Source organism: Rhodospirillales bacterium, assembly GCA_016872535.1.
GTDB lineage: Bacteria > Pseudomonadota > Alphaproteobacteria > Rhodospirillales > 2-12-FULL-67-15 > 2-12-FULL-67-15.
Genome location: VGZQ01000029.1, coordinates 1 through 19,239, shown reverse-complemented (window position 1 = coordinate 19,239; position 19,239 = coordinate 1). Strand labels below are relative to the sequence as shown.

Sequence of the window (19,239 nt, the reverse complement as noted above, 5' to 3'; positions counted from 1 at the left end):
GACGTCATGGCCCAATCGGGCGCCACCTACAAGGTGACCTTCATCGACCCGCAGGGCAACAAGCGCACCGTGGATGCGCCCGAAGGGCTGTCGGTGATGGAGGTCGCGCACCACAACGACATTGACATCGAGGGCGCCTGCGAAGGCTCGCTCGCCTGCTCGACCTGCCACGTCATCGTGGCGCCGGAATGGTTCGCCAAGCTTCCGCCCGCTTCCGAGGAAGAAGAGGACATGCTCGACCTCGCCTTCGGGCTCACCCAGACGTCGCGGCTCAGCTGCCAGATCCGCATGTGCAAGGAACTGGACGGCATCACCGTCACGCTGCCGGCGGCGACCCGCAACATGATGGTCGAATCGAAATAAGGGGAACGGTCATGGCCCTCAAATGGACCGACGTGCGCGAAATCGCCATCCGGCTCGAGGACGCGCATCCCGACGCCGACGTGGTCAACCTGCGCTTCACCGATCTGTGGAAATGGGTTCAGGCGCTGCCCGACTTCGCCGACGACCCGAACAAGTCGAACGAGAAAATCCTCGAGGCCATCCAGGCGGCGTGGCTCGAGGAGCGGGATTGATTTTCCCGGCTACTGGAATTCGTCGCCGCGCAGCTTCAGGCGCCACATCAGGCCGACCAACGTGCCCTTGACCACGGGCAGCAGGGTAAGCGTGAGAATGACCGTCAGCGCCGGCCACGTCGCCATGTGCACCCACATGGGCGGGTGAAACGCGATTTCGGCGGACAAGACCAATCCCACCACCACGTGTCCGACGATGAAGATGGTGAAATAGGGCGGCGCGTCGTCGGCGCGGATATGGCCGAGGGGCTCGCGACAGGATTCGCAGGCGTCGATCGGCTTCAAATAGGCGCGAAACAGCCGGCCCCGGCCGCAGTTGGGACATCGCCGGCGAAGCCCGCGCGCCATCGCCCGCGCGTAGGACGGCTTTGCCGGCTCGCCCGATTCGGGGGCGCGCGGTCGCTGGTCGGGGGTGACGATTTCGACGCCGGGCATGGCGCGCGGAAGATAGAGCCAATCCCGGTAATTTGGAACAGGCTGCGCCGGAGGAATTTTTCGGCGCGGGCAGGAGAAGGGCGAAGCGCGTAGCGGCAACTACGGGCGAGCCCTACGACGAACCCGCGCCGAAAAAGTGCCCGGCCCCAAAGGGTTGCGTCGTGGCGGGCGCCCGCTTCGTTGCGCCGCTCGCCCGATGACACCGCATCGTCCTTCGCGGCGCGCCTGGCGGATCGCCTCGCCACGGCGCAACGCAGCCAATTCCAAATTACCGGGGTTGGCTCTGGCAGAGTAGGCGTACGCATGGAAAAGAAAAAGGCGGGGCCGTTCCGGCCCCGCCCTTGCTCGTGAACCCGGCGCGCGCGCCTAACCGACGCGGTTTTCCGCCTGGACAAACCCCGAAGCCGCCAATTGTTCCTCCAGCCGCCGACAATGGGCGTCGGAGAATTCGGCGATCAGATGGCGGTATGCGCCGGCGAAACGCACCAGCGAACGGCGCCGGTCGTGCGTATCGGTTGCGGTTTCCAGAATCCCGAGTTCGCGCAAGCCGGCAATGCACCGGATCGTGGTTCCCCGGGCCAACCCGGTCGCGAGATAGATGTCGGATACGCTCGGGGTCTTGTCCGCGATATGGCAACGGAACAGGAAATAGAGGATTTCCCGTGCCGTGCGCTCGACCCGATGCGAAATCCGTTTGCCGCCGGGGCGCGCGAGCGTGCCGTTGATCCGGGAAAAAAGGTGGCGCGGCGCGTCGATGCCGTCTTGCATCAAGAGCCGTGCCAGCGCGGCCACGGTGGCGCCTTTCGCCCCTTCCGCGCCCGAAATCGCGACCGGCGGACGATAGGTCGCTCCGACGTTGACAGCATGTGCGGTTCTCATGGTCTTTTCCTCTCGTAAAGAGCTGTGGTCCGTTGTTGTTCGTGAGCCCGATGCTAAGGACGACCGATCCGGATGTCTGTGACGAAACGCACATAATTTCAATGAGTTAGGTGTGACGGCGCGCACAGGTTTTCCTGTGACGGCGCGCACAGGTATGGGCCAAAACCCGCGAAAATCCGAGACATTTTTTCCGCCCCATGTTGCCGCCCGGGCCGTTCGACCTATATTGCGGCCATGAATTTTTTTATCTCCGATAAGCCCCCGGCCAAGACCCGCGTCGTCGTCGCCATGTCCGGCGGCGTCGACAGCTCGACCGTCGCCGCGTTGCTCAAGGAACGGGGCTACGACGTAGTCGGCGTCACGCTCCAGCTTTACGATTTCGGCGCCGCCACGGCCTCCGCAAGCAAAACCTGCTGCGCCGGGCGCGACATCCTCGACGCGCGACGGGTCGCGGACGCGCTCGCCATTCCGCATTACGTGCTCGACTACGAATCCCGCTTCCGCGCCGAGGTGATGGAGCCGTTCGCCGATTCCTACCTCGCCGGCGAAACGCCGATCCCGTGCGTCGCCTGCAACCGCACGGTCAAGTTCCGCGACCTGCTCGCGACCGCCCGCGACCTGGGCGCCGACGCGCTGGTGACCGGCCATTACGTCCGCCGTGTCGAGAGCGAACAGGGGTCCGAGTTGCACGCTGGCGCCGATCCCGCGCGTGACCAGAGCTATTTCCTGTTCGCGACCACCCGCGCTCAGCTCGACATGCTTCGCTTCCCGCTCGGTGATATGTCTAAGGACGAGACCCGCGCGCTCGCCGCCCGGCTCGGCGTGCCGGTTGCGGCCAAGCCGGACAGCCAGGATATCTGCTTCGTGCCCGGCGGCGACTACGCGCGCGTGGTCGAGCGCTTGCGCCCCGGCCGGACGGCGGCGGCAGGCGACATCGTCGACCTCGACGGCCGGGTGCTCGGCCGGCATCGGGGCGTGTTCCACTTCACGGTCGGCCAGCGCCGCGGCCTCGACCTCGGCAACGCCGGCGCCGGTGAGCCGCTCTATGTGGTGCGGATCGAGGCCGCGACCGCCCGTGTGGTGGTCGGCCCGCGCGCGGCGCTGCTCAAGGATTCGCTCACCGCGCGCGACGTCAACTGGCTCGACGCGCCGCCGGAACAACCCAGCCCCGTCACGGTCAAGGTGCGCTCGACGCAACCCGCCGCCCCCGCGACCGTGCGCGCGCTCCCCGACGGCCGCGCCGAAGTGGCGTTCGCCGAACCGCAAGGCGCCATCGCCCCCGGTCAGGCGTGCGTCTTCTACCGGGGAAGCCGCGTGCTCGGCGGCGGCTGGATCGAGCGTGATGCTCGGCCTAAAGGTTTACCCGCCTCGGCTAAGGCGTGTTTTTGAGATTGAAGTACAACGGAACTGGTTGAGTAAGGCTAAGCGCGGCCAAATGCCTGTCGGCGAGATTTTCCTTAAGGCGCGCGTCGCGCGCGCGTAAAAGATGAAAGACAAGATCATAGGACCGGTAAATATCGTTCAAAATCAAAGCGGCTTTCAGGAGCCCTTCGTCCGTCCATTGGTCGAATCCGACAAAATTCCGGACGAACACGGCGTCCGCCCATAAGACCTGCGATATGGCTTGAAAGGGATTGGCGGAATTATGGATGGGCTGGAAACCTCTGCCGCCGATGTCGATCAGTTTATGCAAAACGAACCCCTGCTCGCGCAAGAAGCACTGCATATCGCCGAACAAGGGCTGATTCTTGTAAATCGGCAGGAATTCGACTTCGGTTTGCACGACGACCGCCGAAGACAATGTGCGTGGCCCGTGCGTTAAAACCTGAAGCTCGGCGCCCTGAACGTCGATCTTGATGTAATCGGGTGATCGCAAACCGGGCACGTCGTCCAGGCGGACCGTCTCCACGTCGACCTTATCCACTACCAGGAAATTTCCATCCGGCGGTGACGCCCCCAACGTTTCAAATAAATCGATCATGGCGGGATCGGGTTCGAGAAGAGAACTACATCCGGGATAGCGCGTGACGTGCATGGTGGCCCTCCCGCCCGCGCCCAGAACATGGGGGAAATAGGTGAAGGGGCCCGGGCGGGCCTCGAGACGCTCGAATTCGGACGCCTCCGGCTCGAAGCCCGTTACCCGCGCCAAGTTCTGCGTGAGCAGCGGCGCGTAACGATCCTCCCCCTCTTGGCGCGCGCCGATATCGAGAACCTCGACAATCGGCAGTTCGACCCGCAACGCATCCGCGAGACGGAACGGGATCATGGCGACGCGATCATTGCGCGGCGGCGGGAACAACCTCGCCGGTCCGTTCCAGCGCCTCGCGCGCCGCCGCCGCCTCCTGCTGGCGGCGCCACATGGCGGCGTAAGTTCCGCCGCGCGCGAGCAGCTCGCCGTGGGTGCCGCGCTCGACGATGCGGCCTTCCTCCATCACCAGGATTTCGTCCGAATCGATCACGGTCGAAAGCCGATGCGCGATGGTGAGCGTGGTGCGCCGCTCCGATACCTCGCGGAGCGACTTCAGGATTTCCTGCTCGGTCGCGGAATCGAGCGCCGAGGTCGCCTCGTCGAACAGCAGGATGCGCGGGTTCTTGAGGATGGTGCGGGCGATGGCGACGCGTTGTTTCTCGCCGCCGGAGAGCTTGAGGCCGCGCTCGCCGACCATGGTCTTGTAGCCGTCGGGCAAGCCCAGGATGAAGTCGTGGATACGGGCAAGGCGGGCGGCGACCTCGATCTCCGCCTCGGTCGCCTCGGGGCGGCCGTAGGCGATGTTGTAGCGGATCGTGTCGTTGAACAAGACCGTGTCCTGCGGCACCATGCCGATGGCGGCGCGCACGCTGTCTTGCCGAACGGTGCGGATGTCCTGGCCGTCGATGGCGACGACGCCTTCTTGAATCTTGTAGAAGCGGAACAGAATGCGCGACACGGTCGATTTGCCCGAGCCGGACGGGCCGACGATAGCCATCTTGCCCCCCGGCGGAACGCGGAACGAAACGCCCTTGAGAATCGGCCGGCGCGGATCGTAGGCGAAGACCACGTCCCTGAACTCGATCGCCCCGCCCGAAACCGCGAGCGCGGGCGCGCCGGGCGGATCGACCACCTCGGGCGCCTCGCGCAGGAGCGCGAACATCGCCTCCATGTCGGCCAAGGACGCCTTGATCTCGCGGTAGATGAAGCCGAGGAAATTGAGCGGCAGGTAAAGCTGGATCAGGTAGGCGTTGACCAGCACGAAATCGCCGAGCGTCATGGTCCCGGCCGCAACCCCGTTCGCGGCGAGCGTCATCACCGCGACCAGGCCGAGCGCGATCACCGTGCCCTGGCCGATGTTGAGGAGCGAAAGCGTGGTCTTGCTCCTGATCGCGGCGTCCTCGTAGCGCCGGAGCGAGCGCTCGAACCGGCGCGCTTCGTGCTCCTCGTTGCCGAAGTACTTGACGGTTTCGTAGTTGAGCAGGCTGTCGACCGCCTTGGAGCTCGACTCGGTCTCGGTCGTGTTCATCAGCCGGCGGTACTGGGTGCGCCATTCGGTGATGAGAAGCGTCCACAGCACGTAGCCGGCGATGGTGGCGAAGGTGACGACGGCGAAGCTCGGATCGTAGAGCGCCCACAAGATGCCGCACACCAGGAGAATCTCGACGAACGTCGGCACGATGTTGAAGAGCATGAAGTTGAGGATGAACTCGATGCCCTTGCTGCCGCGTTCGATCGCGCGGCTGACGGCGCCGGTGCGGCGGTCGAGGTGGAAGCGGAGCGACAGCCCGTGCAGGTGACGGAAAGTGGCGAGGCCGATGACCCGGGTCGCGCGCTGCACCACCTTGGCGAAGATGGCATCGCGCAGTTCGCTGAAGCCCTGGGCCATGATGCGCGCGCCGCCATAGGCGACGATCAGGGCGATGGCGACCGTGAGCGCGATCCCCGCCGGCCCGGACGCATCGAGGGCGTCGACCGCGTGCTTGTAGATCACCGGCACGACGACGTTGGCGAGCTTGGCCAGGATCAGAAGGCCGACCGCGCCGACCACGCGACCCCGGAGGCCGGATTCGCCCGCCGGCCACAGGTGCGGCATCAGGGTCCTGAGCGCGCGCAGATCGGCCTTGGCGTCGCCCTCGGGCAGCGGCGGGCGTCTCATGACGCGGGCTTGCGCGCGCCACGCCGGTAGGCGTGCATTCGAACGACGAGCGCACGACACGGACTCGGACGACATGGCCGGGAGGAAAGGCTCGAACGCATGGGCTGGAATATAGGCCGCGCCCGACCGCCCCGCCAGGGCGGGAGAAAGCCGCTGACCGGGCGCCGGGGACATGGCATCATCGGCGCTGGCGAGGAACCGGATCCATGCCTGCGACCGACAACACCCCTATTCCCGAGTGGCGTATCGCCGGCGACTGGTTCGATCTCTGCAACTGCGCGGTCGGCTGCCCGTGCGTGTTCGGCTCCGATCCCACCCTTGGCTACTGCCAAGCGATCCTCAGCTGGATCATCCGCGAGGGCCGCTACGGCGACGTCGCGTTCGACCGGACGCTCAACGTCGTGGTGGTCGACCACTTCGAGGGCAGCGTGCTGGCCAAGAACCGCGAATTCGGCTTCTTGATCGACGCCCGCGCCGACGAACGCCAGCGCCAAGCGCTCAAGGCGATCTTCACCGGCGAGGCGGGCGGCGCCTTCGCCGCCTGGCGTGACCTGACCATCAAGGTGACCGGCATCGCCTACGTCCCGATCGACATCTATTACGACGCGGAGTCGTGGCGGGTGGAAATTCCCGGCTATGCCGCGGGCGAGGGCGGGCCGTTCCGCAGGTATATGGTGCCGCCCGGCGGCACCTGCCGCATCTATAACGCGCCGCGCCCCGAAGTGGTGCCCGGGCACATCACCGTCGGCCGGTCGAGCTGGTTCAAGGCCGACGCCTTCGGCCGCGCGTTCGACTGGAAAGAGCGTTCGGCCAAGCACATCGCCTTCGAACTGACCGGCCCCGGCGCGTTCACCTGGCGCAAGCCGCTGGCGGCGTCCTAGCCCTCCATGGACTCGGCCTGGACCCTCGGCCACGCCGGGGCGATGTTCGCCATGTGGGTGGCGATGATGGCGGCGATGATGCTGCCGGTCGCCTGGCCGATGCTCCGCCTGGTCGCCACCCTCAACCGCAATCGCCGCGCCCGCGGCGCGCCTTACGTTTCGACCGCGGTGTTCGGCGCGGGCTACCTGGCGGTGTGGAGCGCCTTCGGCCTCGCCGCCGCCGCTCTTCAATGGACGCTCGCCACTTTTGCCCGGCTTGACGCCATGGCCCCGGCGCCGCCCACGCTCGCCGGCTTGCTGCTGCTCGGCGCCGGGCTTTATCAACTGACGCCGCTGAAGGCCCGCTGCCTCGCCCACTGCCGCTCGCCGCTCGGCTTCCTCACCCTCCATTGGCGCGAAGGCGCGCACGGCCAGTTCGAACTCGGCCTCCGCCACGGCGCCTACTGCGTCGGCTGCTGCTGGGCGCTGATGGCGCTTTTGTTCGCGGCCGGGGTCATGAACCTCGCCGCCATCCTTTTGCTCGTGGCGCTGGTAATCGCCGAGCGCATGCTGCCGTGGGGCGAACGGCTCGCCCGCGCGGTCGGCGTCGCCCTCGTCCTCGCTGGAGCGGCCGCGATCGCCTACGGGATCGCGTGATGGCGCCCATCCTATCGCTGAAAAACGGGCGGCAGATCAGGACTTGGCGGCGCTGACGACGATTTCCACCAACACGTCCGGTTCCAACTCGACGCCGCCGATGCAGGCCCGCGCCGGACGCTTCAGATCGCCGAGCCAAGCCTTCCACACCGCGTTCATGGCGGGTTTCAGCTTGATGTCGGTGAGGTAGATGGTCGCGCTCAACAGCCGCGACTTGTCGCTGCCGCACTTCGCCAGCCGCTCGTCGATCTTGGCGAGGACCTCCTTGGTCTGGCCGGCGACGTCGAGTTTGAGATTTTTCGCCGTCAGGCCGCACAGGTAGACCGTATCGCCGTGAACGACGGCTTGGCTCAGGATTTCGCCCGAATCGAGATGTTCGATGCCCATGAAGTATCTCCCCAAAATTGATGCCGCGCGTTTTGTCGATGATGCGGCCCGCGACGCAGGGGCGGCTACGCGGCGCGATAGTCGCGCACGTCGAGACGGCTGCCGGTCGCGATGAGTTTCTCGGCCTCGGTCTGAAGACGGGATGTCGTGGCGGCATCGAGATAGGTTTCGCCGCACACGTCGCACACCTCGGCCGGCACGTTGCGGAACACGATGACCGCGCCGTCGCGTTCGAGAACCTCGGTCGCGGCGCCGGGTTTGGTCGTTCCTTGCTTGCAGATCACACACTTCATGTCAGGGCCGTTTTTTCTGCGTCCAACCGGGCAGCCACAAATCGGCGCTCGGCTCGTAGGCGGTGACGACGATCAACTCACCCGCCGCAGTAAATTAGCGTTGTTCATTGGACCTACTCAATATCATTTAACTTTATTTCATTTACCAACTTTCTTGTGGTTGGGCCTGTTACTTTGATCTTCCCATAACGCATTTTAATATTAGATTTCTGAGCAATTTTTCCAACGGCCCTTAGATAATCGATATTTGCCGAAAAATCGCCTAATGTAAGAACTTCAAGCCCAATGCCAGTGACTATGTAACAACCCAAATCCAATGTCTTTGGCTCTTTGCTTTCAAATAAAAGTGCGTAACCATCTTTATACTCATAAAACCATATTAACTTATCTTCAAAAGGAAAGAAATTAAGGACGCCAGAAAGCAATCCGTTAACGCCCGAGATGACTCCCAAGTCTTCCAACTTCAAAAATTCTGGAAAAGCCAGACCTTTGCTGCCCAATTCAGACACCGCCTCTCTAACAATCATGTCCTTAATAACAAAAGGTGCCAATCTCGCAATTAATTCAGCCTCGGCGCGAGACATCGTGGACAAGAAATGAAGAGTACGCAGGGAATAAGAGCCTGGCTTTATCGACTCGCCAGCGAGCACCTTCGCCCAAAGGCGCTGAAGATCTTCTTGTGATACGTCTTCCGCTCCTTTCCGCCACCGCGTAAACCAAAGTTCATCAACAGGCTCATCAGATACTTTTTCGTCGGCCACGGAAGCCGCTTCTTCTTCGGCCATCGAAACAATCTTCTCAAAATTCACAAATTGATTCAAATTCTGAAAAAGAGTATCAGTTGCTAGAAAGCTAATAACTTCACGATTAGATGGTCTTGTCAGAGCTTGGTCTTCAGCTCTTGGCTTCACATCAACTAGCTGACCATTAACGATGCGTTTAGTTCCATCTTCGATAGCTTTCGCGTCTACATTTGCCTGAACGGCCATTATTTTGAATTGATATCGAGCCTCTGCAAGCGCAGCGGTGAAGTCCTTGATTCGTCCGGGACGAAAAACGTTTTTCAGCTCCTTGTATGCTGTATCCCAAATTTTTCGCGCAAGTTTACCCGTGAGTGACGCAATTTCTTCACTGTCCGTTTCACCCTTGGCTGAGGAATCAGATTTTTTTGCATCTTCATCAGACATGTTGATTTCTCTAGCTATTACTTTGGGAGTAATCACAGGAACTTATACTATTCGGGCAGCTATTGGATTATCTTTTATTGGGTTAGTTAAGCTAGCCGCTTCTACCGCCAGTATCTGCCCCAAGGTCTTGCGTCTTTGCCCGTTTGCGGAGATGTGGGGACGGTCTTCAAATTGGCATTCGGCGGGTGGAGCGGTGAATTGACCAGAATATTGCCCGCGCTGTTCGCTACCCCCCTCCTGGTGCCGGTACAACCTAGGGCAGGGGAGGCGATCTTGGGTATTTCATACAGGCAATGCGTCCCGCTCTGCTTCGGCGATAACGCTTGCCTTTGATCTTGGATTCGATGAGCCAGCACTTGCTGTTCGGCTGCTTGTAGATGGGCATAGAGAGCACTCCACACACAAGGGTTGCTGTGTGGCTGCGCCCCTAGAATCGCCCCTAGCTGCGTTATCAGAAGAGTTGTTTTGCCTGGAGCGATTAGCTTGTCGCCATCGCTCGTTGGCTAACCCTCTGAAATCTCACTCCCACTCGATCGTTCCGGGCGGTTTGCTGGTCACGTCGTAGACCACCCGGTTGATGCCCTTCACTTCGTTGATGATGCGCGTCGCCACGTTGGCGAGGAACTCGTGGTCGAAGGGATAGGATTCGGCGGTCATGCCGTCGGTCGAGGTCACGGCGCGGAGCGCGCAGACGTAATCGTAGGTGCGGGCGTCGCCCATCACGCCCACGGTTTGCACCGGCAGCAGCACGGCGAACGCCTGCCAGATGGCGTCGTAGAGCCCGGCTAAGCGGATTTCCTCGAGATAGATCGCGTCCGCCTTGCGCAGAATCTCCAGCTTCGCCCGGGTGATGCCGCCGGGAAGGCGGATGGCGAGCCCGGGCCCGGGGAACGGATGGCGCCCGACGAAACGTTCGGGCAGCCCCAACTCGCGCCCGAGGGCGCGCACTTCGTCCTTGAACAGCTCACGCAAGGGCTCGACCAGTTTCAAATTCATGCGTTCGGGCAGGCCGCCGACGTTGTGGTGCGACTTGATGGTGACGCTGGGCCCGCCGATGAAGGAAACCGATTCGATCACGTCCGGATAGAGCGTTCCTTGCGCGAGAAACCGGGCGCCGCCGACCTTCTTGGCCTCGGCCTCGAACACGTCGATGAAGGTGGCGCCGATGATCTTGCGCTTGGTTTCCGGATCGGCGACGCCTTCGAGCTTGCCCAGGAACAAATCGGATGCGTCCTTGTGGACCAACGGGATGTTGTAGTGGTCGCGAAAGAGCCCGACCACTTCGTCCGCCTCGCCCGCGCGCATCAGGCCGGTATCGACGAAGACGCAGGTGAGTTGCGCGCCGATCGCCTCGTGCAGCAGCGCGGCGACCACCGAGGAATCGACCCCGCCCGAAAGCCCGCAGATGACTTTCCCCGTGCCCACCTGGGCGCGGACCTTGGCGATTTCCTGGGCGCGGAACGCGGCCATGGTCCATTCGCCCTTGCAGCCCGCGACCCGGTGGGTGAAATTTTCGATCAGCTTGGCGCCGTGGGGGGTGTGCGCGACCTCGGGGTGGAACATGACGCCGTAAAGCCGGCGCGCGTCGTCGGCGATCACCGCGAACGGCGCGCCCTCGCTCATCCCCACCACGCGGAAGCCCTTGGGCAGTTCCGTCACCCGGTCGCCGTGGCTCATCCACACCTGCTCGCGCCCGCCCACTTTCCAGACGCCCCGGAACAGTTCGCAGTCGTCCGTGACCTCGACGTAGGCGCGGCCGAATTCGCGGGTGTGGCCGCTTTCGACCTTGCCGCCCAGTTGCGCGACCATGGTCATCTGGCCGTAGCAGATGCCGAGCACGGGGAGATTCATGGCGAAAAGGCCGTCGGGGGCGCGCGGCGTTCCCATATCGACGACCGAGGCGGGGCCGCCCGAAAGGATCACGCCTTTCGGCCGGAAGGCCTCGATCGATTCGGCGGTCGCCCGGTTGAAGGGATGGATTTCGCAATAGACGCCGGATTCGCGGACGCGCCTGGCGATCAGCTGCGTCACCTGCGAGCCGAAATCGAGGATCAGGACCCGGTCGGCGTGGGGATCGTGGGTGGGGTCGTGGGCGAGGTCGTGCGGCGAAGGGTTGGGCATGGCGGATGCGTGCATAACAGGGGGGCGAACCTTACGCCATCCCCCGCCACGACGGCAGGGGGGCGCCCGCAACTCCCGCACGTTATAGGTTATATGTCCTAATTAACCGGAATCACGTCGGTAAAGACGAACCCTTCGCGCTCGACCGTTTCGCCGACCTTCACGGCAATGGGCGCGCGGAACATCGGCCCCGCCGTCACCACCGTATGGAACTCCCCGTTCTCGCCGCAGGGGTCGACGCCCGACGGCAACTCGGCGAGCAGCGATTCGTCGAACCGGCGCCCGGCGAAGCGGCGGTCGAGTTTTTTCGGATCGAGGCACGTGATGTGCGCGACCATTCCGGAGGCGATCATGGCGCGCGCGAGATCGGCGGTGTTGCGTAGCCAGAGCGGAAACAGCGCGCGCATGCCGACCGCCGCCAGCTTTTCCTCGCGATAGGCGCGGATGTCCTCCAGGAACAGATCGCCGAAGACGACGTGCTCGATGCCTTCGCCCTTGATGACCGCGCACGCATCCTTCATGCGCGCTTCGTAGACCTCGTTCGGGCATGGGTTGGGGAGCGCGATCTTGAGCGCGGGCAGGCCCAGCGCCGCGATCTGGCGATCGAGCAGTTCGAGGCGGACGCCGTGCATGGCGACCCGGTCGTAGGCCTCGTTGTAGGTGGTCAGCACGCCCATCACGTCGGCCAAGCCCAGCCGGCGCGCCTCGTATAGGGAAAAGGCGCTGTCCTTGCCCGAACTCCAGGAGAGATAGGCGCGCGGCGGCGCGCTGGCGTTGCGGGGCATGTCGGGAGTTATTTCGCGAACTCCTCTTTATAAATCTCGCCGCCGCCGGCGCGGAATTTTTCGCTCATTTCGGCCATGCCTTTTTGCGCTTCCGGTGTGACGTCCTTAAGCTGCTGGGTGATTTCCATGGCGCAGAACTTGGGGCCGCACATGGAGCAGAAGTGCGCGGTCTTGTGCGCTTCCTTGGGCAGCGTCTTGTCGTGGAAGTCCTTGGCGGTTTCGGGGTCGAGCCCGAGGTTGAACTGATCTTCCCAGCGGAACTCGAAGCGCGCGCGGGAAAGCGCGTCGTCGCGGCGCGACGCCCCGGGGTGGCCTTTGGCGAGATCGGCGGCGTGCGCCGCGACCTTGTAGGCGATCACGCCCGCCTTGACGTCGTTGCGGTCGGGAAGGCCGAGATGCTCCTTCGGCGTCACGTAGCAGAGCATGGAGGTGCCATACCAGCCGATCATGGCGGCGCCGATGGCGCTGACCAGATGATCGTGGCCGGGAGCGATGTCGGTGACCAGCGGACCCAGCGTGTAGAACGGCGCCTCGCCGCACAGTTTGATCTGCTTTTCGACGTTGATCTTGATCTTGTGCATGGGGACGTGGCCGGGCCCCTCGATCATCACCTGCACGTCTTTTTTCCAGGCGATCTGGGTCAATTCGCCCAGCGTCTCCAGCTCGGCGAACTGGGCCGCGTCGTTGGCGTCCGCGGTCGAGCCGGGCCTGAGCCCGTCGCCGAGCGAAAACGCCACGTCGTAGGCGCGGAGGATATCGCACAGTTCCTCGAAGTTCTCGTAGAGGAAATTCTCCTTGTGGTGCGCCAAGCACCACTTGGCCATGATCGAGCCGCCGCGCGACACGATGCCGGTGACGCGCTTCGCCGCGAGCGGAATATGGCGGAGCCGCACCCCCGCGTGGATGGTGAAATAGTCCACCCCCTGCTCGCACTGCTCGACGATGGTGTCGCGGAAAATCTCCCAAGTCAGTTCCTCGGGCCGCGCGACCTTTTCGAGGGCCTGGTAGATCGGCACCGTGCCGATCGGCACCGGCGCATTGCGGATGATCCATTCGCGGATGTTGTGGATGTTGCGCCCGGTCGAGAGGTCCATCACCGTATCGGCGCCCCAGCGGATCGCCCACACCATCTTGTCCACCTCCTCGGCGACCGAGGAGGTGACGGCGGAATTGCCGATGTTGGCGTTGATCTTGACCAGGAAGTTGCGCCCGAGGACGACCGGCTCCTGCTCCGGGTGGTTGACGTTGACCGGAATGATGGCGCGCCCGCGCGCGATTTCGTCGCGCACGAATTCGGGCGTGACGTAGTCGGGGATCGCGGCGCCGAAGCTCTGGCCCGCCGCGATGGCGGCGTGCGCGGCCTTGGGATCCCTCGCGCGCAGTTCGTTTTCGCGGATGGCGACGAATTCCATCTCGGGCGTGACGATGCCGGCGCGCGCATAGGCCATCTGCGTCACCGCCTTGCCCGCTTTCGCACGCAAGGGACGGTGGCGGACCGGAAATTCGGGCGCCAGTTTGTCGGCGGCGACGTTGCCGTTGTCTTCGGGTCGGACCGTGCGGCCGTCGTAGTCCTCCACGTCGCCCCGCGCCTTGATCCAGGGCGAGCGGATGCGCGGCAGGCCTTTTTGGATGTCGATCTTGGCCTCGGGGTCGGTGTAGGGGCCGGTGGTGTCGTAGACCACCAAGGGCGGCTCGCCCGCCGAGGGGTGCACGGAAATCTCGCGCATCGGCACGCGGATATGGGGATGGCGTTCGCCCGGCACAAAGATTTTGCGCGAGGCGGGCAGCGGCCCGGTGGTCACGGAAATGCGTGGCGGCTTAGCGATGACGTTCATGGCGCGGACTCCTTCGGACTCCGACAAACGGATCGGCGGCGACGGGAGGGAGTTCGGCCCCGAAGGGCTTGGCGCAAGTGGGCTTGGCGCGCGTTCCGTTCCCTACGCCGGCATGACCCGGATCAGGTTCTGGGGTATCCCGCTTCTAGCGGTCTCTCAGCCCCGACATCGGGATGGGGCTCCCCCAGGAACTTGCCTTACAATGTGGACCCGGGCCGCGAGGCGGTCAAGCGCGGCAAACCCCTCGCGGCGGCGGGGCCATCGCGCCTTGACCGGTTCCGTATGATCGATATAACTTTCGTAATACGATTATCGTATCGATGGAGAAAAGGCATGGAAACCGTGACCCTGTCGCCCAAGTTCCAGGTGGTGATTCCGAAAGCGATCCGCGAGCGCCTGCGCGTGCGGGCGGGGCAGAAGTTCCAGGCGATCGCCTACGGCGACCGCATCGAGTTGATTCCCGTTCGCCGAGCCAGGGAACTCAGGGGCTTCCTCGGCGGGATCGACACGACCGTCGAGCGCGAGCGGGACCGGATATGAACGTCGTCGATTCCTCGGGCTGGCTCGAATATTTCGCCGACGGGAAAAACGCGGGGTTTTTCGCGCCGGCGATCGAGGACCCGTCCCGGCTCGTTGTCCCGACCTTGAGCTTGTTCGAGGTCTTCAAGCGCGTCTTGCAACAGCGCGGCGATCCCCCGGCCCTCCAGGCGGTCGCGCTCATGCATCAGGGGCGGGTCGTCGATTTGGATGCAACCCTCGCGCTCGCCGCCGCGCGACTCAGTGTCGTCGAACGGCTGCCGCTCGCCGACAGCGTGATGCTGGCGACGGCGCGCGCGGTCGGGGCGATTTTCTGGACCCAGGACGCGGATTTCGAGGGTCGCGCCGGCGTCCGCTACGTTGCGCCTTGAGCCCCGGCGCACTGTGCACGATCGGCTACGAGAAAGCCGCGTTGGCGGGGTTCGTCCAGGCGTTGCGATCGGCCGGCGTCGCAACATTGATCGACGTCCGCAGCCACCCGTGGTCGCAGCGCCCGGAGTTTCGCCGCGACGCGCTACGTCGAAGCCTGCTCGCGGCCGGAATCGGCTATGTCCACATCCGCGCGCTGGGCAATCCGAATGAAGGACGAGAAGCAGCCAAGGCCGGCGACGACGCCACTTACCGGACGCACATGGCGGCGCAAATCGCCGGCGCCGACGGGCAAAAGGGCCTCGCCCGCATCGTCGATCTCGCGCGCAAAGGCGCGGTCGCCCTGATGTGCTACGAGCGCGATCCCGCGCGCTGCCATCGCTCCGTGGTGGCGAAAGCGCTGGTGGCGCGGGGGCTGGCTCCGCCCGTTCACCTGTTCGCGGAGTAGACTCGCCTCAGGCGGCGGCGGTTTTATCAGCGGCCGTCTCGGCCGGGTCGGTAACGGCTTGCGCCGCGGCGGTCTGGGCGGCGGCGTTTGCCTTAGCGAACGCCTGACGGAATTGGACGCGGTCGTCGGCCCGCTCGAATGAGACAATCAGGTATTTGTGGGAAAGATCGGAGGCGATTTCCTCAAGCCGCACGTGCCACTTGCCCCGGCAACGGGCGAGCAGCCATTGCTCGATGCGCTCGACGGGCCGCGCGGTGCGCAAGCCCACCACGAAAGGATATCTGGCCATTCTGGCGTCCTCCGTCTGGCGCCCTCCGACGGGCGCCGAAGCCAGAAGTAGCCGGAATTTCCTAACAAAACGTCAACGCGCGCGGGTCAGCGCTTCGCTTCCTCGACCCGGGTGAAGAAGCGGTCGGTCGCGCGCACGATCGCCTGGGCCAGCTTGGCCCGGTAGGCGCGGTTCAAGAGCGCCTTTTCATCCGAAGGGTTGGAGAGAAAGCCGAGCTCGACCAGGACCGAGGGCACGTCGGGCGCCTTGAGCACGGCGAATCCGGCGAAGCGGTGGGTATTGCGCAGCACCGCCGTCTCCTTGCGGATCTCGCCGATCATCCCGGCGGCGAAGTGGGCGGAACGGTTCATGGTTTCGCGCTGGGCGAGGTCGATCAGGATCGAGCCCACTTCGGGGGTTTCATGGCTCAGGTCAATGCCGGCGATGACGTCGGCCTTGTTTTCCTTTTCCGCCAGTTCGGCCGCCTCGCGGTCGGACGCCTTTTCCGACAGCGTGTAGACCGAAGGCCCGCGCGCCGCGCCGTCGGCGATGCTGTCGGCGTGGATCGACATGAACAGATCGGCGCCCGCCTCGCGCGCGATCGCGACCCGGTCACGCAGGCGGAGAAAGATGTCGCGGTCGCGCGTCAAGACAACCTTGTAACGCCCGGTCTGCTCAAGCTGGCGCTTGAGTTCCTTGGCCATGGCCAAGGTGACGTGCTTTTCATGGGTGCCGTTGGCGCCGACGGTGCCGGGGTCGAGCCCGCCGTGGCCGGGGTCGATGACGATGACGCGCTTGCCGCCGAGCCGCCGGGCCGGCGGTTTGCGCGGCGGCGCGCCGAAGGGAGCCGCTTCCGGTTCCGTCGCGGGAACGGCGAGAGCCGCGATCCTGTCGGATGCGTCCTCTTCGCCGCTGTCGGCGGGCGCCGCCACCGGTTCGACGACGGGCGGTTGAGCGGCGGAGGTCGGCGGCGGCGATTTCGGCCGCGCGGCGGAGTCCCCATTGGCAACCGGCGGCGTGAGCGCCGGCGGCGGGGTCAGCGCCGATAGCCGACGGGTGGCCTCCGGAACGGGCGCGGCTTTGGCGCCGCCGCCGGCGGCGACCTTCACCACGCCGTCGCGCAGGCCCGCGATCATCGCGTCGCGCGACGCGGCGCCGATATCCACCACCAAACGATGCCGTCCCTGCGCGTCCGCCTCCAGCCAAAAGGCATTGGCGATCGCCACCGGGCCCTTCATGTCGAGCACCACCCGCGTGGTGCCCGGCTGAAAGAGCCCGTAGCGCAGGCGCTCCATCAGGCCGATCCCGGCCGGCAGCGGCTGCGATGGAAGCCGCCAGCCGACCTCGGGCAGATCGATCACCACCCGGTACGGATCGGCAAGCGGAAAAACGGTGAAGTCGACCGAACGGTCGAGCGACAGGACGACGCGGGTGCGGCCGCCGTGATCGGCGGCGCGGATGTCGTCGACCAGCGGCTTAGCCGGTTCTGCGGCGAGGGCGCCCCCGCCCGGGTCTCCCATTTCCCGAACGAGCGGTACCGACAGCGCGAACCACGCGCCCGCGACGGCCATTAGGGCGACAGCCGATAGGGTCCGGAATCGGTCCATGCTATGCCATAGGTTGTATCGAACGCCCATCGAAGACGCCAAATATATCCCTCACCCGTGCCGCGCCGCAATGCGCATCCCCCGCCCGACAGCGGATCCTCCTTGGATTCCGATGGGTTAGCCCCGGAGGAACGACGGCGGGAACATTAACATTGTGGATCACGAATCCTGCCATTATGTTAACTGGAGCCGCGCTCACCAAAGCGCCCCTTGTCGAGCGAAGATCGCCGCATCGAGATGGCGCTGGAAGGGCGGCCTTGGGCCGGGGAAGTTTGCGCGACATCCGCGCGGACCCCGGACGGCCCAATCCGCGAAAGTCTAGAGGTTTTCCATGCTGGTTCGAGCCGCGCGGCCGACATCGCCCGTCAGGCGGGGATTCCCGCTCTGGGCCTTCGGCGCCGGATCGGCCGGTACCACTCCCCACTCACCCATTCGCCCCGTCCGCCCCGGTATCGACGCGTCGATCCCGAGGGCGGCGGCGCGTCGGAGTTTCAACACCAATGACCAAAAAAATGCTCATCGACGCCGCCCACCCGGAGGAAACCCGGGTGGTGGTCGTCAGCGGAACACGGCTCGAGGACTTTGACGTCGAGGTTGCATCACGCAAACAGCTCCGCGGCAACATCTATCTGGCGAAGGTGACGAGGGTCGAACCCTCGCTCCAGGCCGCGTTCGTCGACTACGGCGGGAACCGCCACGGGTTCCTCGCTTTCAACGAAATCCATCCCGATTACTATCAGATCCCGGTCGAGGACCGCCAAGCACTCATCGCCGAGGACGCCGCCGCGAGCCGGGCCGAACGCGCCGAGGGTGCGCGCGCCGGGCGCGAGCCGTCCGGCGAGGAATTCGGCGAAGAGGCCCCGGGCGCGGAGTCGGTTGCCGAGGAGATTCCGGAGGAAGGATCGGAGATCGCCCCCGTCGACATCGCTCCCATCGAGACGGCGCCGGTCGAGATGCCCCCCGGCGATATAACCGCGGTCGAGGCGGAGCGGGCCGAAGGCGCCCCGGAAAATATCGTCGGAGACGTTGCCGAGGACATCGCCGGGCCCGCGCCCGGCACGGAGGTTCCCGCCGGCGAGGCGCTTTCCCCGCCCCCCGACGAAGGCGAAGCCCCGAAGCCGGCGCCGGTCGAGGTGCTGGGCGGCGATTCCGACGACGATCTCGAAGTCCGCCGCCCGTCGCCCGCGCGACGGCGGCGCCATTACAAAATTCAGGAAGTCATCAAACGGCGCCAGATCCTGCTCGTGCAGGTGGTCAAGGAAGAGCGCGGCACCAAGGGCGCGGCGCTGACCACGTATCTTTCCCTCGCCGGGCGCTACTGCGTGCTGATGCCCAACACCGCGCGCGGCGGCGGCATTTCGCGCAAGATCGCGGGCGGCGCCGACCGTCAGCGGCTGAAATCGGTGGTCGACGAACTCGACATTCCCGACGGCATGGCGGTGATCGTCCGCACCGCCGGCGCGGAGCGGTCGAAGACCGAGATCCACCGCGACTTCGAATACCTGATGCGGACCTGGGCCGAGGTGCGCGAGCGCACGCTCGAATCAATCGCGCCGGCGCTGGTCTACGAGGAAGGCAGCATCATCAAGCGGGCGATCCGGGACCTCTACAGCGACGACATCGACGAGGTGATCGTCGCCGGCGAGGACGGCTACCGCCAGGCGCGCGACCTGATGAAACTTCTGGTGCCGAGCCACGTCAAACGGGTCCAGCTTTATACCGACCCGTCGGTGGCGCTGCTGCGGCGCTACCAAATCGAGGATCAGCTCGCCACCATCCACAGCCCGCAGGTTCAACTTCGCTCGGGCGGCTACATCGTCATCAACCAGACCGAGGCGCTGGTGTCGATCGACGTCAACTCGGGGCGCG

21 protein-coding genes and 1 riboswitch are annotated in these 19,239 nt (G+C 64.7%); of the genes, 9 read left to right on the top strand and 12 right to left on the bottom strand.

Annotation, left to right across the window (positions count from 1 at the left end; translation table 11 throughout):
* Positions 1–6 precede the first annotated feature (6 nt).
* Both FJ311_07615 and iscX read left to right on the top strand, forming a co-directional pair.
* A complete protein-coding gene (locus FJ311_07615; protein ID MBM3951306.1) occupies positions 7–363 on the top strand; it encodes a 2Fe-2S iron-sulfur cluster binding domain-containing protein in 357 nt (118 codons plus the stop codon).
* Positions 364–374: 11 nt separating this feature from the next.
* On the top strand, positions 375–575 hold the full coding sequence (iscX, locus tag FJ311_07610; GenBank protein MBM3951305.1) for a Fe-S cluster assembly protein IscX: 201 nt from the start codon (positions 375–377) through the stop codon (positions 573–575).
* A gap of 9 nt (positions 576–584) precedes the next feature.
* Here iscX and FJ311_07605 read toward each other — a convergent pair whose 3' ends face one another.
* A complete protein-coding gene (locus FJ311_07605; GenBank protein MBM3951304.1) occupies positions 585–1,010 on the bottom strand; it encodes a DUF983 domain-containing protein in 426 nt (141 codons plus the stop codon).
* Between the two features lie 366 nt (positions 1,011–1,376).
* Positions 1,377–1,889: a hypothetical protein gene (locus FJ311_07600; GenBank protein MBM3951303.1), complete on the bottom strand. Its 513-nt coding sequence runs from the start codon at positions 1,887–1,889 to the stop codon at positions 1,377–1,379.
* A gap of 234 nt (positions 1,890–2,123) precedes the next feature.
* Here FJ311_07600 and mnmA point away from each other — a divergent pair, with 234 nt between their 5' ends.
* Positions 2,124–3,278, top strand: coding sequence for a tRNA 2-thiouridine(34) synthase MnmA (gene mnmA / locus FJ311_07595; GenBank protein MBM3951302.1), 1,155 nt, complete (start codon positions 2,124–2,126; stop codon positions 3,276–3,278).
* Here the strand turns inward: mnmA and FJ311_07590 are convergent.
* Positions 3,262–4,155 carry an FkbM family methyltransferase gene (locus FJ311_07590; GenBank protein MBM3951301.1) on the bottom strand — a complete coding sequence of 298 codons (894 nt, stop codon included), beginning with the start codon at positions 4,153–4,155 and terminating at the stop codon, positions 3,262–3,264. The two genes, mnmA and FJ311_07590, sit on opposite strands and share 17 nt — an antisense overlap.
* 10 nt (positions 4,156–4,165) lie before the next feature.
* A complete protein-coding gene (locus tag FJ311_07585) occupies positions 4,166–6,016 on the bottom strand; it encodes an ABC transporter ATP-binding protein/permease (protein MBM3951300.1) in 1,851 nt (616 codons plus the stop codon).
* A gap of 206 nt (positions 6,017–6,222) precedes the next feature.
* Between FJ311_07585 and FJ311_07580 the strand changes: the two genes are divergently transcribed.
* Both FJ311_07580 and FJ311_07575 read left to right on the top strand, forming a co-directional pair.
* Entirely contained in the window at positions 6,223–6,897 is a 675-nt protein-coding gene (locus FJ311_07580) for a DUF1326 domain-containing protein (GenBank protein MBM3951299.1), read from the top strand.
* Positions 6,898–6,903: 6 nt separating this feature from the next.
* Positions 6,904–7,533 (top strand): DUF2182 domain-containing protein, encoded by a 630-nt coding sequence (locus tag FJ311_07575; GenBank protein MBM3951298.1) that lies wholly within the window; start codon positions 6,904–6,906, stop codon positions 7,531–7,533.
* Positions 7,534–7,569: 36 nt separating this feature from the next.
* On the opposite strand, the gene FJ311_07570 is transcribed toward FJ311_07575, so the two are convergent.
* The 6 genes from FJ311_07570 to thiC form a co-directional block, all read right to left on the bottom strand.
* Positions 7,570–7,920, bottom strand: a complete 351-nt coding sequence (locus FJ311_07570) for a RidA family protein (GenBank protein MBM3951297.1) — start codon at positions 7,918–7,920, stop codon at positions 7,570–7,572.
* A 65-nt stretch (positions 7,921–7,985) separates the two neighbouring features.
* Positions 7,986–8,213: a type II toxin-antitoxin system MqsA family antitoxin gene (locus FJ311_07565; protein ID MBM3951296.1), complete on the bottom strand. Its 228-nt coding sequence runs from the start codon at positions 8,211–8,213 to the stop codon at positions 7,986–7,988.
* Positions 8,214–8,326: 113 nt separating this feature from the next.
* Positions 8,327–9,400, bottom strand: coding sequence for a DUF2806 domain-containing protein (locus tag FJ311_07560; protein MBM3951295.1), 1,074 nt, complete (start codon positions 9,398–9,400; stop codon positions 8,327–8,329).
* 519 nt (positions 9,401–9,919) lie between these two features.
* Positions 9,920–11,521, bottom strand: a complete 1,602-nt coding sequence (gene guaA / locus FJ311_07555; GenBank protein MBM3951294.1) for a glutamine-hydrolyzing GMP synthase — start codon at positions 11,519–11,521, stop codon at positions 9,920–9,922.
* A 98-nt stretch (positions 11,522–11,619) separates the two neighbouring features.
* Entirely contained in the window at positions 11,620–12,306 is a 687-nt protein-coding gene (locus FJ311_07550) for an adenine nucleotide alpha hydrolase (protein ID MBM3951293.1), read from the bottom strand.
* 8 nt (positions 12,307–12,314) lie between these two features.
* A complete protein-coding gene (thiC, locus tag FJ311_07545) occupies positions 12,315–14,141 on the bottom strand; it encodes a phosphomethylpyrimidine synthase ThiC (GenBank protein ID MBM3951292.1) in 1,827 nt (608 codons plus the stop codon).
* An 81-nt stretch (positions 14,142–14,222) separates the two neighbouring features.
* Positions 14,223–14,337: riboswitch (TPP riboswitch) on the bottom strand.
* Between the two features lie 137 nt (positions 14,338–14,474).
* Here thiC and FJ311_07540 point away from each other — a divergent pair.
* From FJ311_07540 to FJ311_07530, 3 genes are read left to right on the top strand one after another with little or no spacing between them, the layout of a single operon-like run.
* On the top strand, positions 14,475–14,681 hold the full coding sequence (locus FJ311_07540) for an AbrB/MazE/SpoVT family DNA-binding domain-containing protein (protein MBM3951291.1): 207 nt from the start codon (positions 14,475–14,477) through the stop codon (positions 14,679–14,681).
* Entirely contained in the window at positions 14,678–15,049 is a 372-nt protein-coding gene (locus FJ311_07535) for a type II toxin-antitoxin system VapC family toxin (GenBank protein ID MBM3951290.1), read from the top strand. The genes FJ311_07540 and FJ311_07535 overlap by 4 nt, the downstream gene beginning before the upstream one ends.
* A complete protein-coding gene (locus FJ311_07530; GenBank protein MBM3951289.1) occupies positions 14,992–15,495 on the top strand; it encodes a DUF488 domain-containing protein in 504 nt (167 codons plus the stop codon). Before FJ311_07535 ends, FJ311_07530 begins: the two co-directional genes overlap by 58 nt.
* A 7-nt stretch (positions 15,496–15,502) precedes the next feature.
* On the opposite strand, the gene FJ311_07525 is transcribed toward FJ311_07530, so the two are convergent.
* Both FJ311_07525 and FJ311_07520 read right to left on the bottom strand, forming a co-directional pair.
* A complete protein-coding gene (locus FJ311_07525; GenBank protein ID MBM3951288.1) occupies positions 15,503–15,784 on the bottom strand; it encodes a hypothetical protein in 282 nt (93 codons plus the stop codon).
* An 86-nt stretch (positions 15,785–15,870) separates the two neighbouring features.
* A complete protein-coding gene (locus tag FJ311_07520; protein ID MBM3951287.1) occupies positions 15,871–17,400 on the bottom strand; it encodes an AMIN domain-containing protein in 1,530 nt (509 codons plus the stop codon).
* A 470-nt stretch (positions 17,401–17,870) separates the two neighbouring features.
* Between FJ311_07520 and FJ311_07515 the strand changes: the two genes are divergently transcribed.
* On the top strand, positions 17,871–19,239 hold a 1,369-nt coding region (locus FJ311_07515), incomplete at its 3' end, for an Rne/Rng family ribonuclease (protein ID MBM3951286.1).

Excerpts from the sequence above, each read along its gene's own strand:
- iscX (MBM3951305.1), top strand. The coding sequence starts at position 375 with ATGGCCCTCAAATGGACCGACGTGCGCGAAATCGCCATCCGGCTCGAG.
- FJ311_07585 (MBM3951300.1), bottom strand. The coding sequence starts at position 6,016 with ATGAGACGCCCGCCGCTGCCCGAGGGCGACGCCAAGGCCGATCTGCGC.
- FJ311_07615 (MBM3951306.1), top strand. The coding sequence starts at position 7 with ATGGCCCAATCGGGCGCCACCTACAAGGTGACCTTCATCGACCCGCAG.
- FJ311_07580 (MBM3951299.1), top strand. The coding sequence starts at position 6,223 with ATGCCTGCGACCGACAACACCCCTATTCCCGAGTGGCGTATCGCCGGC.
- FJ311_07600 (MBM3951303.1), bottom strand. The coding sequence starts at position 1,889 with ATGAGAACCGCACATGCTGTCAACGTCGGAGCGACCTATCGTCCGCCG.
- FJ311_07590 (MBM3951301.1), bottom strand. The coding sequence starts at position 4,155 with ATGATCCCGTTCCGTCTCGCGGATGCGTTGCGGGTCGAACTGCCGATT.
- FJ311_07570 (MBM3951297.1), bottom strand. The coding sequence starts at position 7,920 with ATGGGCATCGAACATCTCGATTCGGGCGAAATCCTGAGCCAAGCCGTC.
- thiC (MBM3951292.1), bottom strand. The coding sequence starts at position 14,141 with ATGAACGTCATCGCTAAGCCGCCACGCATTTCCGTGACCACCGGGCCG.
- FJ311_07525 (MBM3951288.1), bottom strand. The coding sequence starts at position 15,784 with ATGGCCAGATATCCTTTCGTGGTGGGCTTGCGCACCGCGCGGCCCGTC.
- mnmA (MBM3951302.1), top strand. The coding sequence starts at position 2,124 with ATGAATTTTTTTATCTCCGATAAGCCCCCGGCCAAGACCCGCGTCGTC.
- FJ311_07550 (MBM3951293.1), bottom strand. The coding sequence starts at position 12,306 with ATGCCCCGCAACGCCAGCGCGCCGCCGCGCGCCTATCTCTCCTGGAGT.
- guaA (MBM3951294.1), bottom strand. The coding sequence starts at position 11,521 with ATGCCCAACCCTTCGCCGCACGACCTCGCCCACGACCCCACCCACGAT.
- FJ311_07535 (MBM3951290.1), top strand. The coding sequence starts at position 14,678 with ATGAACGTCGTCGATTCCTCGGGCTGGCTCGAATATTTCGCCGACGGG.
- FJ311_07605 (MBM3951304.1), bottom strand. The coding sequence starts at position 1,010 with ATGCCCGGCGTCGAAATCGTCACCCCCGACCAGCGACCGCGCGCCCCC.
- FJ311_07520 (MBM3951287.1), bottom strand. The coding sequence starts at position 17,400 with ATGGGCGTTCGATACAACCTATGGCATAGCATGGACCGATTCCGGACC.
- FJ311_07565 (MBM3951296.1), bottom strand. The coding sequence starts at position 8,213 with ATGAAGTGTGTGATCTGCAAGCAAGGAACGACCAAACCCGGCGCCGCG.
- FJ311_07540 (MBM3951291.1), top strand. The coding sequence starts at position 14,475 with ATGGAAACCGTGACCCTGTCGCCCAAGTTCCAGGTGGTGATTCCGAAA.
- FJ311_07560 (MBM3951295.1), bottom strand. The coding sequence starts at position 9,400 with ATGTCTGATGAAGATGCAAAAAAATCTGATTCCTCAGCCAAGGGTGAA.
- FJ311_07575 (MBM3951298.1), top strand. The coding sequence starts at position 6,904 with ATGGACTCGGCCTGGACCCTCGGCCACGCCGGGGCGATGTTCGCCATG.